The 14,209-nt window shown below is 64.5% G+C and carries 20 protein-coding genes; all 20 read left to right on the top strand.

Annotation, left to right across the window (positions count from 1 at the left end):
• The first annotated feature begins 10 nt into the window (after positions 1–10).
• Positions 11–484, top strand: a complete 474-nt coding sequence (gene mlaD / locus LK539_RS12740) for an outer membrane lipid asymmetry maintenance protein MlaD (protein ID WP_227801298.1) — start codon at positions 11–13, stop codon at positions 482–484.
• Positions 481–1,314: a VacJ family lipoprotein gene (locus LK539_RS12735; protein WP_227801297.1), complete on the top strand. Its 834-nt coding sequence runs from the start codon at positions 481–483 to the stop codon at positions 1,312–1,314. The genes mlaD and LK539_RS12735 overlap by 4 nt, the downstream gene beginning before the upstream one ends.
• 71 nt (positions 1,315–1,385) lie before the next feature.
• The gene (locus LK539_RS12730; RefSeq protein WP_227801296.1) at positions 1,386–2,018 is read left to right on the top strand and encodes a phospholipid-binding protein MlaC; all 633 of its coding nucleotides are present in this window, start codon (positions 1,386–1,388) and stop codon (positions 2,016–2,018) included.
• Complete coding sequence (locus tag LK539_RS12725) at positions 2,018–2,293, top strand: lipid asymmetry maintenance protein MlaB (protein WP_227801295.1); 276 nt, start codon at positions 2,018–2,020, stop codon at positions 2,291–2,293. Before LK539_RS12730 ends, LK539_RS12725 begins: the two co-directional genes overlap by 1 nt.
• A 152-nt stretch (positions 2,294–2,445) precedes the next feature.
• Entirely contained in the window at positions 2,446–3,369 is a 924-nt protein-coding gene (locus LK539_RS12720; RefSeq protein ID WP_227801294.1) for an ABC transporter ATP-binding protein, read from the top strand.
• The gene (locus LK539_RS12715; RefSeq protein WP_227801293.1) at positions 3,366–4,133 is read left to right on the top strand and encodes an ABC transporter permease; all 768 of its coding nucleotides are present in this window, start codon (positions 3,366–3,368) and stop codon (positions 4,131–4,133) included. The genes LK539_RS12720 and LK539_RS12715 overlap by 4 nt, the downstream gene beginning before the upstream one ends.
• A 20-nt stretch (positions 4,134–4,153) precedes the next feature.
• The gene (locus LK539_RS12710) at positions 4,154–4,390 is read left to right on the top strand and encodes a BolA/IbaG family iron-sulfur metabolism protein (RefSeq protein ID WP_227801292.1); all 237 of its coding nucleotides are present in this window, start codon (positions 4,154–4,156) and stop codon (positions 4,388–4,390) included.
• Positions 4,391–4,393: 3 nt separating this feature from the next.
• Positions 4,394–5,647 carry a UDP-N-acetylglucosamine 1-carboxyvinyltransferase gene (gene murA, locus LK539_RS12705; RefSeq protein ID WP_227801291.1) on the top strand — a complete coding sequence of 418 codons (1,254 nt, stop codon included), beginning with the start codon at positions 4,394–4,396 and terminating at the stop codon, positions 5,645–5,647.
• Positions 5,647–6,321: an ATP phosphoribosyltransferase gene (hisG, locus tag LK539_RS12700; protein WP_227801290.1), complete on the top strand. Its 675-nt coding sequence runs from the start codon at positions 5,647–5,649 to the stop codon at positions 6,319–6,321. The genes murA and hisG overlap by 1 nt, the downstream gene beginning before the upstream one ends.
• A gap of 8 nt (positions 6,322–6,329) precedes the next feature.
• Complete coding sequence (gene hisD / locus LK539_RS12695) at positions 6,330–7,649, top strand: histidinol dehydrogenase (RefSeq protein WP_227801289.1); 1,320 nt, start codon at positions 6,330–6,332, stop codon at positions 7,647–7,649.
• A complete protein-coding gene (locus tag LK539_RS12690; RefSeq protein WP_227801288.1) occupies positions 7,646–8,467 on the top strand; it encodes a site-specific DNA-methyltransferase in 822 nt (273 codons plus the stop codon). The genes hisD and LK539_RS12690 overlap by 4 nt, the downstream gene beginning before the upstream one ends.
• Positions 8,464–9,555, top strand: coding sequence for a histidinol-phosphate transaminase (gene hisC, locus LK539_RS12685; protein WP_227801287.1), 1,092 nt, complete (start codon positions 8,464–8,466; stop codon positions 9,553–9,555). The genes LK539_RS12690 and hisC overlap by 4 nt, the downstream gene beginning before the upstream one ends.
• A gap of 56 nt (positions 9,556–9,611) precedes the next feature.
• Positions 9,612–10,202 carry an imidazoleglycerol-phosphate dehydratase HisB gene (gene hisB, locus LK539_RS12680; RefSeq protein WP_227801286.1) on the top strand — a complete coding sequence of 197 codons (591 nt, stop codon included), beginning with the start codon at positions 9,612–9,614 and terminating at the stop codon, positions 10,200–10,202.
• 7 nt (positions 10,203–10,209) lie between these two features.
• Positions 10,210–10,851, top strand: coding sequence for an imidazole glycerol phosphate synthase subunit HisH (hisH, locus tag LK539_RS12675; protein WP_227801285.1), 642 nt, complete (start codon positions 10,210–10,212; stop codon positions 10,849–10,851).
• Positions 10,852–10,891: 40 nt separating this feature from the next.
• Positions 10,892–11,668, top strand: coding sequence for a 1-(5-phosphoribosyl)-5-[(5-phosphoribosylamino)methylideneamino]imidazole-4-carboxamide isomerase (hisA, locus tag LK539_RS12670; RefSeq protein ID WP_227801284.1), 777 nt, complete (start codon positions 10,892–10,894; stop codon positions 11,666–11,668).
• Between the two features lie 158 nt (positions 11,669–11,826).
• The gene (gene hisF / locus LK539_RS12665) at positions 11,827–12,588 is read left to right on the top strand and encodes an imidazole glycerol phosphate synthase subunit HisF (RefSeq protein ID WP_227801283.1); all 762 of its coding nucleotides are present in this window, start codon (positions 11,827–11,829) and stop codon (positions 12,586–12,588) included.
• Positions 12,589–12,590: 2 nt separating this feature from the next.
• Positions 12,591–13,001: a phosphoribosyl-AMP cyclohydrolase gene (hisI, locus tag LK539_RS12660; RefSeq protein WP_227801282.1), complete on the top strand. Its 411-nt coding sequence runs from the start codon at positions 12,591–12,593 to the stop codon at positions 12,999–13,001.
• Positions 12,998–13,336, top strand: coding sequence for a phosphoribosyl-ATP diphosphatase (locus LK539_RS12655; protein ID WP_227801281.1), 339 nt, complete (start codon positions 12,998–13,000; stop codon positions 13,334–13,336). The genes hisI and LK539_RS12655 overlap by 4 nt, the downstream gene beginning before the upstream one ends.
• Before the next feature lie 134 nt (positions 13,337–13,470).
• A complete protein-coding gene (locus tag LK539_RS12650; RefSeq protein ID WP_227801280.1) occupies positions 13,471–13,845 on the top strand; it encodes a histidine triad nucleotide-binding protein in 375 nt (124 codons plus the stop codon).
• 115 nt (positions 13,846–13,960) lie between these two features.
• Positions 13,961–14,200: a Sec-independent protein translocase subunit TatA gene (gene tatA, locus LK539_RS12645; protein WP_227801279.1), complete on the top strand. Its 240-nt coding sequence runs from the start codon at positions 13,961–13,963 to the stop codon at positions 14,198–14,200.
• Positions 14,201–14,209: the final 9 nt, after the last annotated feature.

Here is a 14,209-nt window from a genome sequence, read left to right as displayed (position 1 = left end):
GGGTATTCGTATGCATCGCAAAACTATCGACGTCTGGGTTGGCCTGTTTGTCCTGCTGGGCATGGCCTCGCTGCTGTTCCTGGCCCTGCAGGCAGGCAACATGAGCACGATTTCGTTCAGCAAGACCTACGCCGTGACCGGCAAGTTCGACAACATCGGCGGCCTCAAGCCGCAGGCACCGGTGAAGAGCGCCGGCGTGGTGGTCGGCCGCGTGGGGGAAATTACCTTCGACGACAAGACTTACCAGGCGCTCGTGCGCCTCGATATGGAGCCAGGCTATAAATTCCCTAAAGACAGTTCGCTCAAGATCTTGACTGCCGGCTTGTTGGGTGAGCAGTACATCGGCATCGAACCGGGTGGCGACACCAAGAACCTGGTGGATGGCGACCGCATCGCCCGTACCCAGTCGGCGACGGTGCTGGAAGACTTGATTAATCAATTTATCTATAGCAAGGCCGCTGAAGGAAAGGAAGGTAGTGAATGAAACACATGCCATATCCCCGTGTACACGGCCTGGCGGCGCTCGCCGCCGCGCTGCTGCTGACCGGCTGCGCCACCACCAATCCGCAGGATCCGCTGGAAGGCTATAACCGTACCGTGTTCCGCTTCAACGACGCGGTCGACCGTACCGTGCTGAAGCCGACGGCTACCGCTTACAAAAACGTGACGCCGAGCTTCGTGCAAACTGGTGTAGGCAACTTCTTCGGCAACCTGTCGGATGCCTGGAGCGCGGTCAACAACCTGCTGCAAGGCAAGGGCCAGGCCGGCATGGGCGACGTCACCCGTGTCGCCGTCAACTCGACCTTCGGCATCTTCGGCCTGCTCGACATCGCCTCGGAAGCCGGCATCCCGAAGCATAACGAGGATTTTGGCCAGACCCTGGGTACCTGGGGCGTCCCGAGCGGTCCCTTCTTGATGTTGCCGATCCTGGGCCCATCTACGGTGCGTGACACCGCGGCGCTGCCGGCCGACATCGGCGGCGACATCTGGAAGTACAAGGAACCGGCCAACTGGCGCAACATCGGCGCCGGCGTGCGCGTCGTCGACAAGCGCGCCCAACTGCTGGATGCCTCGAGCCTGCTGGAAGACGCCGCGCTGGACCGCTACGAGTTCATCCGCGACGGCTACATGCAGCGCCGCCAGAGCCAGGTCTACGACGGCAATGTGCCGCGCCAAGCGGATGAGGCCGACGCACCGGCCGATTCGGCCACCAGCAACGCCGAACCGGCGGCAGACCCGGCCGGCAAAGCGTCCGCTGACAAGCCGGCCGGTTCACAAACGGTTACACAACCGGTGTCATCCGAGAAGCCTTAAGAAGAGTTAACCGGGGATATGCCGCGCCGGCAATAGTACGGCGCAGCCCCACCGACAAAGGAAAACGACACATGAAACCAGTCATTCAACTGATCGCAGCCGCTACCGCCACCATCGCCTTTGCCACCTCGGCCATCGCCGCGGAAGCCCCTGACGCGCTGGTCAAGCGCATCAGCGCCGACGTCATCGACACCGTGAAGGCCGACAAGGACATCCAGGCCGGCAACCGCAACAAGATCATGGATCTCGTGAACTCCAAGATCCTGCCGCACGTCGATACCGAAAAGATGACCCAGCAGGCAGCCGGCCGCTTCTGGCGCCAGGCCACCCCGGAGCAGCAGAAGGCCCTGACCAAGGAATTCACCACCCTGCTGGTCTACACCTACTCCGGCGCGCTGTCGACCATCAAGAACGAAACCGTCGAGTTCAAGCCGATGCGCGCCGAAGCCGGCGCCACCGACGTCGAGGTGCGTTCGCAGGTGAACGTCGCCCGCGGCGAGCCGATCACCCTGAACTACCGCCTGGCCAATGGCCCGCAGGGCTGGAAGATCTACGACATCAACGTGCTGGGCGCCTGGCTGGTCGAGACCTACAAGGGCACCTTCGCCAGCCAGATCGGCAAGAGCGGCATCGATGGCCTGATCAAGAGCCTGGCCGAGCGTAACGCCCAGCTGGCATCCAAGCCGCTGAAGGCCCCGAAATAATGGCCGAAGCCAATACGATGCTCTCGCTCGATGCCTTGACCTTCCAGAGCGCCAGCGGCGCGCTGGAGCAGGGCATTGCTGCGATCGCCGCCGGCGAAACCGTGTTCGACCTCGGCGGCGTCAGCGCCGCCGACTCGTCCGGCGTGGCGGTATTGCTCGCCTGGCAGCGCCGTGCGCGCGCCGCCGGCCAGCGCCTCAGTTTCATCAACGTTCCCGAGAACGTGCAAAAGCTGGCCGCGCTGTACGGCGTGGACGGCCTGCTGTCGCAATCCTGATGCTGTTCCCTCCGGCCGGACCGTATCGGTCCTGCCGGGCGCTTCCCTCCAGGCTGAATTTCCCCGCCGGCCTCTTGCATTCTTGATTTCACCTATAATGGGCCGTTTCACCCGCACGGCCTGGCGCGCCCGCGCCATCCTCCCGAACAAGAATGACAGCGATCCAGATTAACAGCGTCGAGAAAAGCTACAAGGGCTTCAAGGCCCTGAAGGGCGTTTCCCTGACCATCGAGGAAGGCGAGTTCTTCGGCCTTCTCGGCCCCAACGGCGCCGGCAAGACCACCCTAATCTCCACCGTGGCCGGCCTGATCCGCCCGGACGTCGGCAACATCACCATCCATGGCCACGATGTGGTCACCGACTTCCGCGAAGCGCGCAAGCGCCTTGGCGTGGTGCCGCAGGAACTGGTGTTCGATCCCTTCTTCACCGTGCGCGAAACCTTGCGCCTGCAGTCGGGCTACTTCGGGATCAGGAACAACGACGCCTGGATCGACGAGGTGATGCACAATCTCGATCTCACCAACAAGGCGGACGTCAACATGCGCGCCCTCTCGGGCGGCATGAAGCGCCGCGTGCTGGTGGCCCAGGCGCTGGTGCACAAGCCGCCGGTGATCGTGCTGGACGAGCCGACCGCCGGCGTCGACGTCGAACTGCGCCAGACCCTGTGGAAGTTCATCTCGCGCCTGAACCGCGAAGGCCACACCGTGGTGCTGACCACCCACTACCTGGAAGAAGCCCAGGCCATGTGCCAGCGCGTCGCCATGCTGAAGCTCGGCGAGGTGGTGGCGCTGGATACCATGTCGGCCCTGCTGCGCCGTGTGTCCGGCTCGCAGCTCGTGGTGAACCTGAAGAGCGGCGACCTGCCCGAAGGCCTGCGCCACCTGGTCTCGCACGATGAGCACGTGAACGGCAACCGCTACACCCTGCGCGTGAACGACGTCAACGAGGTCGAGCCGATCCTGGCCGCCCTGCGCGCGCACGGCGCCGTGATCGACGAGATGCAACTGGAGCAGGCCGACCTGGAAGACATCTTCCTGCAGGTCGTGGGCGACAAACAACCGGGAGGCCCGCAATGAATCTGTTCTCCGTGGGTTTCCGCACCCTGTTCTACAAGGAGTCGCTGCGCTTCTGGAAGGTGGCGACCCAGACCATCGCGGCGCCGGTGGTCACCGCCATGCTCTACCTGCTGATCTTCGGCCACGTGCTGGACGGCCGGGTCGAGATGCTGGAAGGCGTCAGCTATACCTCCTTCCTGATTCCCGGCCTGGTGATGATGAGCGTGCTGCAGAACGCCTTCGCCAACTCGTCGTCGTCGCTGATCCAGTCCAAGATCACCGGCAACCTGGTGTTCATCCTGCTGCCGCCGCTGTCGCATGCCGAGATCCTGTCGGCCTACATCGCCGCGTCGATCCTGCGCGGGCTGGCGGTCGGCTTCGGCGTGTTCGTGATCACCGCCTGGTTCGCCCACCTGAGCTTCACGGCGCCGCTGTGGATCGTGGTGTTCGCCTTCCTGGGCGCGGCCATCCTCGGCACCATGGGCGTCATCGCCGGCATCTGGGCCGAGAAGTTCGACCAGCTGGCCGCTTTCCAGAACTTCCTGATCATGCCGGCCACCTTCCTGGCCGGGGTGTTCTATTCCATCCAAAAACTGCCGCCGTTCTGGCTCGCGGTCTCGCATTTCAACCCGTTCTTTTATATGATTGACGGGTTCCGCTATGGGTTCTTCGGCAAGTCCGACGTCTCGCCCTGGACCAGCCTGGCCATCGTGTCGGTGTTCCTGGTGGTGCTGGCGGCCATCGCGGTCAATATGCTCAAGCGCGGCTACAAGCTACGCCACTAAAGAATTCACTGGAGTCCCTCGTGTCGACAACCCCCGAACTGATCCACGGCTACATCAGCGCCGGCCTCGAATGCACCCACCTCGAGGTGGAAGGCGACGGCCAGCATTTCACCGCCGTCATCGTCTCGCCAGCCTTCGCCGGCAAGCGCCCGATCCAGCGCCACCAGCTGGTGTACGCCGCACTCGGCGACCGCATGCGCGAGGAAATCCACGCGCTGTCGATGAAAACCCTCACCCCTGACGAGTACCAAGGTTAATCTATGGATAAGCTCCAGATTGTCGGCGGCAAGCGCCTGAACGGCGAGATCCCGGTTTCCGGCGCCAAGAACGCGGCCCTGCCCATCCTGTGCGCCGGCCTGTTGACCGGCGGCGACCTCGAACTGTCGAACGTGCCGCGCCTGCACGACGTGCGCACCATCCTCAAGCTGCTCGAGCAGACCGGCCTGAAGGTGACTCAGGACGACGAGCGCGTCACCCTGAACGGTTCGAACATCACCTCGCTCGAAGCGCCCTATGAGCTGGTGAAGACCATGCGCGCCTCGATCCTGGTACTGGGACCGCTGCTGGCCCGCTTCGGCCAGGCCAAGGTCTCGCTGCCGGGCGGCTGCGCAATCGGTTCGCGCCCGGTCGACCAGCACATCAAGGGCCTGCGCCAGATGGGCGCCGAGATCACGATCGAAGGCGGCTACATCTACGCCAAGACCAACGGCAAGCTGAAGGGCGCGCGCATCCACACCGACATGATCACCGTGACCGGCACCGAGAACCTGCTGATGGCGGCGACGCTGGCGGAAGGCGAGACCGTGCTGGAAAACGCCGCGCGTGAGCCGGAAGTGACCGACCTGGCCAACCTCTTGGCGTCGATGGGCGCGAAGATCGAGGGCATCGGCACCGACCGCCTAGTGATCCAGGGCGTGGAGTCGCTGCACGGCGCCAGCCACGCGGTGATCTCGGACCGTATCGAAGCGGCGACTTTCCTGTGCGCCGTGGCGGCCACCGGCGGCGACATCGTGCTGCGCAACACCCGTACCGACATCTTCGACGTGGCACTCGACAAGCTGCGCGAGATCGGCCTGCAGCTCGACGTCGGCACGGACACCATCCGCGCCCGCATGGACGGCCGCCCGCACCCGGTGTCCTTCCGCACCACGGAATATCCGGGCTTCCCGACCGACATGCAGGCCCAGTTCATGGCCGTGAACATCCTGGCCGACGGCCCGAGCCGCGTCACCGAGACCATTTTTGAAAACCGCTTCATGCACGTGCAGGAGATGAACCGCCTGGGCGCCCAGATCTCGACCGAGGGCAATACCGCCTTCATCAAGGGTGTGGACCGCCTGGTCGGCGCGCCGGTGATGGCGACCGACCTGCGTGCCTCTGCCTCGCTGGTCATCGCCGGCATGGCGGCCGAAGGCACGACCCTGGTCGACCGCATCTACCACCTCGACCGCGGCTACGACCGCATGGAAGTGAAACTTTCGGCCGTCGGTGCCGACATCGTGCGCATCAAATAATGACTATTCCCAGTACATCCGGAGAGCCGGGCCTGATCCTGGCGCTCTCCAAGGGCCGCATCTTCGAGGACACCCTGCCGCTGCTCGCGGCGGCAGGCATCACCGTCACCGAGAATCCCGAAACCTCGCGCAAGCTGATCCTGCCGACCAACGACCCGGGCGTGCGCGTGCTGATCGTGCGCGCCAGCGACGTGCCGACCTATGTCCAGCACGGCGCGGCCGACTTCGGCGTGGCCGGCAAGGACGTGCTGCTCGAGCATGGCGGCGAAGGCCTGTACCAGCCGATCGACCTGCGCATCGCCTGCTGCCGCATGTCGGTGGCGGTGAATGCCGGCTTCGACTACGAGAACGCGGTGCGCCAGGGCGCGCGCCTGCGCGTGGCGACCAAGTTCGTCAACACCGCGCGCGAGCACTTCGCCAGCAAGGGCGTGCACGTCGACCTGATCAAGCTGTACGGCTCGATGGAACTGGCGCCCCTGGTCGGGCTGTCCGACGCCATCGTCGACGTGGTCTCGACCGGCGGCACCCTGCGCGCGAACAACCTGGTCGAAGTCGAAAAGATCATGGACATCTCCTCGCGCCTGGTGGTCAACCAGGCCGCGCTCAAGCTCAAGCGCGAGCGCCTGCAACCGATCCTCGACGCCTTCCAGCAGGCGTCGCTAGCAAAAGGCTGAAGCACATCATGGCAGTACAGATCCGCAAGCTCGATTCCACCTCACCGGATTTCAAACCGACCCTCGACGCCCTGCTGGCGTTCGAAGCGGAGACCGACGACGCCATCGAATCGAGCGTCGCGAAGATCCTGGCGGACGTGAAGCATCGCGGTGATGCTGCCGTGCTCGAATACACGAACCGTTTTGATCGCATCCCGAACGGCGGCGCCAGCTCGATGGCGGCCTTCGACGTGAAACAGGAAGAACTGGACGCCGCGTTGGCTTCGATCCCGGACCCCCAGCGCACTGCGTTGCGCACCGCGGCCGAGCGCATCCGCGTCTTCCACGAACGCCAGAAGCAGGAACTGAACGGTTTTACTTTTACCGAGCCTAACGGCACCGTGCTGGGCCAGCGCGTGACGCCGCTCGACCGCGTCGGCATCTACGTCCCGGGCGGCAAGGCGGCCTATCCGTCCTCCGTCTTGATGAACGCGATTCCCGCCAAGGTGGCCGGGGTGCAGGAAATCGTGATGGTGGTGCCGACGCCGGATGGCGTGAAGAACCAGATGGTGCTCGCAGCTGCCGCGATCGCCGGCGTGACCCGCGTGATCACCATCGGCGGCGCCCAGGCCGTCGGCGCGCTGGCCTACGGCACCGAGACCATCCCGCCCGTCGACAAGATCGTCGGCCCGGGCAACGCCTATGTGGCCGCGGCCAAGCGCCGCGTGTTCGGCGTGGTCGGCATCGACATGATCGCCGGCCCGTCGGAAATCCTGGTGCTGTGCGACGGCACGACCGATCCGGACTGGGTGGCGATGGACCTGTTCTCGCAGGCCGAACACGACGAGCTGGCCCAGGCCATCCTGCTGTGCCCCGATGCCGACTACATCGCGCGCGTGGAACAGAGCATCCACAAGCTGCTGTCCACCATGCCGCGCGCCGCGACGATCACGACTTCGCTCAGCGACCGCGGCGCCCTGGTGAAGGTGCGCGACATGGAAGAGGCTTGCGAGATCGCCAACGCCATCGCGGCCGAGCACCTGGAAATCTCGGCCGAGGACCCGCTGAAGTGGGCGGACCGGATCCGCCACGCCGGCGCCATGTTCCTGGGGCGCTTCTCGTCCGAATCGCTGGGCGACTACTGCTGCGGCCCGAACCACGTGCTGCCGACTTCGCGCACCGCGCGCTTCTCGTCGCCGCTGGGCGTCTACGATTTCCAGAAGCGTTCCTCGGTCATCCAGGTGAGCGAGCAGGGCGCCCAGACGCTCGGCAAGGTGGCGGCCGAACTGGCCTACGGCGAAGGCCTGCAGGCGCACGCCCGCAGCGCAGAGCTTCGTATCAAATCATGAGTACCTGGGTCGACCAGGTGTTCTGCGAGGATGCGCTGACGGGTTTGGCGCGCATCCCGGACGCTTCCATCGACCTGATCCTCACCGACCCGCCCTACAACCTGGGCAAGGACTATGGCAACGCGTCCGACCAGCAGAGCGTCGAGGCTTATCTTGCCTGGACCGAGGAGTGGATCGACGCCGTGCTGCCCAAGCTCAAGCCCAACGGCAGCCTGTACATCTTCCTCACCTGGCGCTTCGCGCCCGAGATCTTCGTCATGCTCAAGAAACGCATGACGATGATGAACGAGATCATCTGGGATCGCCGCGTGCCCTCGATGGGCGGCAGCGTGCGCAGCTTCTCGTCGGTGCACGACACCATCGGTTTTTTCGTGAACCGCAAGGATTACTTCTTCGACCTCGACGCCGTGCGCATCCCGTATGACGCCGAAACGAAAAAGGCGCGTTCGCGCTCGATCTTCATCGGCGCCAAGTGGTTAGAGGTGGGCTACAACCCGAAGGACGTGTGGAGCGTGTCGCGCCTGCACCGCGAACATCCGGAACGGGCCGACCATCCGACCCAGAAGCCGCTCGAGATCATCGAGCGCATGGTGAAAGCTTCCTGCCCGCCGGGCGGCATCGTGCTCGACCCCTTCATGGGCAGCGGCACCACGGCCATCGCCGCGCGCCAGGCCGGGCGCCACTTCACCGGCTTCGAACTGAACCCCGCCTACTGCGACATCATCCGCGAGCGCCTTGCCGCGCCCGAGGTCCCGGTGGCCGGAAAAAAACGCAAGGCCGCCTCAAAGAGCAGCCCCCTGAACGAGGAAACCGCATGAGCATGATCGACACGCTGATCGACAACACCATCCGCGAAGACGTCCGCAACATCGCCAGCTATTTCGTGCCGGATGCGAGCGGCTACATCAAGCTCGACGCGATGGAAAATCCCTACCAATTACCAAGCGAACTGCGCGCCGAACTGGGCCAGCGCCTGGCCGATGCCGCGCTGAACCGCTACCCGGTCGCGTCCTACGCCACCCTCAAGGGGAAGATCTGCAAAGGCCTCGGCGTTCCCGCCGGCTATGACGTCCTGCTCGGCAACGGCTCGGACGAGCTCATCTCGATCATGGCGACCGCCATCGCACGCCAGGATGGCAAGCGCGCCGTGGTGATGGCGCCGACCCCGGCCTTCGTGATGTTCGCGCGCTCGGCCCAGTTCGCGGGCGCCGACTTTGTCGGCGTGCCGGTGAAATCCGACTTCTCGCTCGACCTGCCCGCCATGCTGGCCGCGATTCAAACACACAAGCCCTCGCTGGTGTTCCTGGCCTATCCGAACAACCCGACCGGCAACCTGTACGATGAGGGCGACATGACGGCGATCATCCGCGCCCTGGGCGAGACCGGCATCGCGGTGGTGGACGAGGCTTACCAGCCCTTCGCCAAGAAGAGCTTCATGGGCCGCCTGTCGGAATTCCCGAACCTGGTCGTGATGCGCACCCTGTCCAAGCTGGGCCTGGCCGGCATCCGCCTTGGCTACCTGTCGGGCGACCCCAAACTGCTGGAGCAGTTCGAGAAGGTGCGTCCGCCCTACAACGTCAACGTGCTGACCCAGGTGGCGGCCGAATTCGCGCTCGACCACCTCGACGTGCTCGACCGCCAGGCCGAGCTGCTCAATGCCGAGCGGTCGCGCCTGGCGACCGAACTGGCGGCGCTGCCGGGAGTCGAAGTGTTTCCATCGGCCGCCAATTTCATCGCGCTGCGCGTACCGGATGCCGACAAGGCGTGTGCCGATCTGCGCGACGGAAAGGTGCTGATCAAGAATTTGGGTAAAATGGACAAGATGCTGGCCAACTGCATCCGCGTCACGGTCAGTACTCCAGAAGAAAACACTGCATTCCTGAATGCCCTGAAAGCGTCCCTATAAATAGCTGCGGCCGCATCTCCCTCTCCCGGGAGAGGCCGCACCGACGAGTACCAGCAATGACCCGCACCGCCGACATCACGCGCAATACCAACGAGACGCAGATCCGCGTCTCGATCAACCTCGACGGCACCGGCCGCCAGAAGCTCAATACCGGCGTGCCCTTCCTCGACCACATGCTCGACCAGATCGCGCGCCACGGCATGATCGACCTCGAAGTCGAAGCCGTCGGCGACCTGCACATCGACGCCCACCATACGGTCGAGGACACCGGCATCACCCTCGGCATGGCGGTGGCCAAGGCGGTGGGCGACAAGAAGGGCATGGTGCGCTACGGACACTCCTACGTGCCGCTCGACGAAGCGCTGTCGCGCGTGGTCATCGATTTCTCGGGCCGTCCCGGCCTGGAAATGCATATCCCCTGGACGCGCGCCATGATCGGCAGCTTCGACGTCGACCTGACGGGCGAATTCTTCCGCGGATTCGTGAACCACGCCGGCGTGACCCTGCACATCGACAACCTGCGCGGCGTGAACGCGCACCACCAGTGCGAAACCGTATTCAAGGCCTTCGGCCGCGCCCTGCGCATGGCGACCGCGCTGGACGAGCGCGCCGCCGGCATCATCCCTTCGACCAAAGGCAGCCTGTAAGCAGACCATGACGAACAAGATTGTGGTGGTCGATGGCCTGGGGAACCTGTGCTCGGTGGCGCAGGCGCTGCGCGCTGCCGCGCCCGAGGCCGACATCCTGGTGTCGAACCGGGCCGAAGACATCGATGCGGCCGACCGCATTGTGCTGCCGGGGCAGGGCGCGATGCGCGACTGCATGCGCAGCCTGCGCGAATCCGGCGCCGAAGACGCCCTGCTGCGCGCCGTGAAGACGCGCCCGGTGATGGGCGTGTGCGTCGGCGAGCAGATGCTGTTCGACGCGAGCGAAGAGAACGAAGGCACGCCGGGCCTGGGCCTGTTGCCGGGCCGCGTCGTGCGCTTCCAACTGGATGGAAAACTGCAGAGCGACGGCTCGCGCTTCAAGGTGCCGCAGATGGGCTGGAACCGCGTACGCCAGACCCGTGCCCATCCGCTGTGGGAAGGCGTCGAGGACGGCGCGTATTTCTACTTCGTGCACAGCTACTACGCCGCGCCCGAGAACCGTGACGACACCATCGGCGAAGCCGACTACGGCGGCATGTACACCTGCGCCGTCGCCCGCGACAACCTGGTCGCCACCCAGTTCCACCCCGAGAAGAGCGCCGCCGCCGGGCTGCGCCTGTACCGCAATTTCATCCACTGGAACCCGTGAGTTTTACTTTCAACCCGCCGTCAACCAACCGACAACGACCATGCTGCTGATCCCTGCCATCGACCTGAAAGACGGTCACTGCGTTCGCCTGAAACAGGGCGACATGGACCTCGCCACCGTGTTTTCCGAAGACCCTGCCGAAATGGCGCTGCACTGGCTGAAGAAGGGCGCGCGCCGGCTGCACCTGGTCGACCTGAACGGCGCGTTCGCGGGCAAGCCGAAGAACGAGGAAGCGATCAAGTCGATCCTGAAAACCGTGCAGGACTACGCCGAAGAGATGGGCATCGACGAGATCCCGGTCCAGCTGGGCGGCGGCATCCGCGACCTCGACACCATCGAGCGCTACCTGGACGACGGCATCACCTACATCATCGTCGGCACCGCCGCCGTGAAGAACCCGGGCTTCCTGCACGACGCCTGCGGCGCCTTCCCGGGCGCGATCATCGTCGGCCTGGACGCCAAGGACGGCAAGGTCGCGACCGACGGCTGGAGCAAGATGTCGGGCCACGAAGTCATCGACCTGGCCAAGAAATTCGAAGGCTACGGCGTCGAGTCGATCGTCTACACCGACATCGGCCGCGACGGCATGATGGCCGGCGTGAACATCGAAGCGACCGTCAAGCTGGCGCAAGCCGTGAAGATCCCGATCATCGCCTCGGGCGGCGTGCACAACCTGGCCGACGTCGAAGCGCTGTGCGCGGTGCAGGACGAAGGCATCGAGGGCGTGATCTGCGGCCGTTCGATCTACGAAGGCACGCTCGACCTGACCTCGGCGCAGGAACGTGCGGATGAACTGACCGAAGGAGCGCAAGCGTAAAGGCAACGGTGGTCACGGCCACCAGCCCTAAGACCGTCGTCCCGGGACTAGGCGTCCCCCTTGGCCGGGACCCAAGTTCTACGTGCGGTTCGACTGCTCAAGCAAATTGGATCCCGGCCTTCGCCGGGATGACGTGCATAAGCCAACGCTAGAATTCTATGCTCGCAAAACGCATCATCCCCTGCCTCGACGTCACCGGCGGCCGTGTGGTCAAGGGCGTCAACTTCACCGAGCTGCGCGATGCCGGCGACCCGGTGGAGATCGCGCGCCGCTACGACGGACAAGGCGCCGACGAGATCACCTTTCTCGACATCACCGCTTCCAGCGACGGCCGCGACCTGATCCTGCCGATCATCGAAGCCGTGGCGTCCACCGTGTTCATTCCGCTTACCGTCGGTGGCGGCGTGCGCAAGGTCGAGGACGTGCGGCGCCTGCTCAATGCCGGCGCCGACAAGGTGTCCATGAACACCTCGGCCGTCACCAACCCGCAGCTGGTGTTCGACGCCTCGCAGAAGCACGGTTCGCAGTGCATCGTGGTGGCGATCGACGCCAAGCAGGTCGCACCCGGCAAATGGGAAGTCTTTACCCATGGCGGGCGCAATGCCACCGGCCTGGATGCCGTGGAATGGGCGCAGAACATGGAACGCCTGGGCGCCGGCGAGCTGCTGCTCACCTCGATGGACCGCGACGGCACCAAGTCCGGCTTCGACCTGGGCCTGACCCGCGCCGTATCCGACGCGGTGGGCATCCCCGTGATCGCTTCCGGCGGCGTGGGCGGCTTGCAGGACCTGGCCGACGGCATCCTCGAGGGCCACGCCGACGCGGTGCTGGCCGCCAGCATCTTCCATTACGGACAGCACACGGTCGGCGAGGCCAAGCGCTTCATGCGCGAACGCGGCATCCCGATGCGCCTGGAGTGAACATGCCGACCAGTGCAAAGTGGCTGAACAAGGTGCGCTGGGACGAACACGGCCTGGTGCCGGTGATCGCCCAGGAAGCGTCGAGCGGCGACATCCTGATGTTCGCCTGGATGAACCGCGAAGCGCTGGCGAAGACGGTGGAGCTGGGCGAAGCCGTCTACTGGAGCCGTTCGCGCAAGAAGCTGTGGCACAAGGGCGAAGAGTCCGGCCACACCCAGAAGGTGCTGGAGATCCGCCTCGACTGCGACGAAGACGTCGTGCTGCTCAAGATCGAGCAGAAGGGCGGGATCGCCTGCCACACCGGGCGCCACTCCTGCTTCTTCCAAAAGCTCGACGGCGAAGACTGGCAGGCGGTGGAACCCGTGCTGCAAGACCCCGACACCATCTACTCTTCCAACAAGAAACACCCATGAGCGAAATCCTGGCCCGCGTCGCGGCCGTGATCGAGTCGCGCAAGCCCGAACAGGGCGGCGACCCTGCAACTTCCTACGTCGCCAAGCTGTTCAGCAAGGGCGACGATGCGATCCTGAAGAAGATCGGCGAGGAAGCCACCGAAACCGTGATGGCCGCCAAGGACGCGCGCGTCTCGGGCGACGCTTCCAAGGTACTGTACGAGACGGCCGACCTGTGGTTCCACACCATGGTGCTGCTGTCCCAATTCGGCCTCAGCCCGCAGCAGGTGATCGACGAACTGGCGCGGCGCGAAGGCCTGTCGGGGATCGCCGAGAAGGCAGCGCGCAAAGAGTAAGTACCCACTCATGCTTGCGGTGTGGGCGGACGGTGTCATAATCAGGCTGTCGCCGTCATACCGATGTCATGCGGCGCCGGTAGCATGCACGGGTTTTCGAATCACAAGGCTGTAAGGGAACATCCGGAGACAAGATGGACAACTGCATTTTTTGCAAGATCGTCGCGAAGCAGATCCCGGCCAGCGTCGTCTACGAAGACGACGACGTGCTGGCCTTCAAGGACATCAACCCGGCTGCCCCGGTGCACCTCCTGGTGATCCCGAAGCAGCACGTGGACACGCTTTCGGACTGCGGCATGGAGCACGCCGCGGTGCTGGGCAAGATGCTGGCGCTGGCGCCCAAGCTGGCGCAAGAGCACGGTGTTGCAGTGGAGTCCGACGGCAATGGCGGCCGCAGCGGTGGCTTCAAGACCCTGATCAACAGCGGACCGGACGGAGGGCAGGAGGTCTATCACCTGCACCTGCACGTGTACGGCGGCAAGCGCCCGTGGCGCGGTCTCGGCACCTGATGCGTTACCGGGGCTGCCCTTAACTTTTAATCGGGGCAAGATGCCCCGCATGGCGTATACTGAAACGTACGCTTTCCCGATATACAGGCGCGCAGCGCCTCGCTAGGAGATAAACATGGGTTCGATGAGTATTTGGCACTGGGTGATTGTCCTGGTCGTCGTGATGCTGATTTTTGGCACCAAGAAAATCAGCAATATCGGTGGCGACCTCGGTAAAGCCGTCAAGGGTTTCAAGGATGGCGTGAAGGGCGAGGAAGACAAGGCGCATCCGAACGCCTCGAGCACCCAGCCACCGCAGCAAGTCGCCGACAAGTCCACCATCGACGTGGAAGCCCGCGACAAAACCCGTCAATAATATCCGGGC

This window comes from Massilia sp. IC2-476 (genome assembly GCF_020707295.1).
Taxonomy (GTDB): Bacteria; Pseudomonadota; Gammaproteobacteria; order Burkholderiales; family Burkholderiaceae_D; genus Telluria.
This window is presented reverse-complemented; position numbering and strand designations above follow the sequence as displayed.

Excerpts from the sequence above, each read along its gene's own strand:
- mlaD (WP_227801298.1), top strand. The coding sequence starts at position 11 with ATGCATCGCAAAACTATCGACGTCTGGGTTGGCCTGTTTGTCCTGCTG.
- hisF (WP_227801283.1), top strand. The coding sequence starts at position 11,827 with ATGCTCGCAAAACGCATCATCCCCTGCCTCGACGTCACCGGCGGCCGT.
- murA (WP_227801291.1), top strand. The coding sequence starts at position 4,394 with ATGGATAAGCTCCAGATTGTCGGCGGCAAGCGCCTGAACGGCGAGATC.
- LK539_RS12725 (WP_227801295.1), top strand. The coding sequence starts at position 2,018 with ATGGCCGAAGCCAATACGATGCTCTCGCTCGATGCCTTGACCTTCCAG.
- hisC (WP_227801287.1), top strand. The coding sequence starts at position 8,464 with ATGAGCATGATCGACACGCTGATCGACAACACCATCCGCGAAGACGTC.
- hisA (WP_227801284.1), top strand. The coding sequence starts at position 10,892 with ATGCTGCTGATCCCTGCCATCGACCTGAAAGACGGTCACTGCGTTCGC.
- hisD (WP_227801289.1), top strand. The coding sequence starts at position 6,330 with ATGGCAGTACAGATCCGCAAGCTCGATTCCACCTCACCGGATTTCAAA.
- LK539_RS12715 (WP_227801293.1), top strand. The coding sequence starts at position 3,366 with ATGAATCTGTTCTCCGTGGGTTTCCGCACCCTGTTCTACAAGGAGTCG.
- LK539_RS12735 (WP_227801297.1), top strand. The coding sequence starts at position 481 with ATGAAACACATGCCATATCCCCGTGTACACGGCCTGGCGGCGCTCGCC.
- LK539_RS12730 (WP_227801296.1), top strand. The coding sequence starts at position 1,386 with ATGAAACCAGTCATTCAACTGATCGCAGCCGCTACCGCCACCATCGCC.
- hisI (WP_227801282.1), top strand. The coding sequence starts at position 12,591 with ATGCCGACCAGTGCAAAGTGGCTGAACAAGGTGCGCTGGGACGAACAC.
- LK539_RS12655 (WP_227801281.1), top strand. The coding sequence starts at position 12,998 with ATGAGCGAAATCCTGGCCCGCGTCGCGGCCGTGATCGAGTCGCGCAAG.
- hisH (WP_227801285.1), top strand. The coding sequence starts at position 10,210 with ATGACGAACAAGATTGTGGTGGTCGATGGCCTGGGGAACCTGTGCTCG.
- hisG (WP_227801290.1), top strand. The coding sequence starts at position 5,647 with ATGACTATTCCCAGTACATCCGGAGAGCCGGGCCTGATCCTGGCGCTC.
- hisB (WP_227801286.1), top strand. The coding sequence starts at position 9,612 with ATGACCCGCACCGCCGACATCACGCGCAATACCAACGAGACGCAGATC.
- LK539_RS12720 (WP_227801294.1), top strand. The coding sequence starts at position 2,446 with ATGACAGCGATCCAGATTAACAGCGTCGAGAAAAGCTACAAGGGCTTC.
- LK539_RS12650 (WP_227801280.1), top strand. The coding sequence starts at position 13,471 with ATGGACAACTGCATTTTTTGCAAGATCGTCGCGAAGCAGATCCCGGCC.
- LK539_RS12690 (WP_227801288.1), top strand. The coding sequence starts at position 7,646 with ATGAGTACCTGGGTCGACCAGGTGTTCTGCGAGGATGCGCTGACGGGT.
- tatA (WP_227801279.1), top strand. The coding sequence starts at position 13,961 with ATGGGTTCGATGAGTATTTGGCACTGGGTGATTGTCCTGGTCGTCGTG.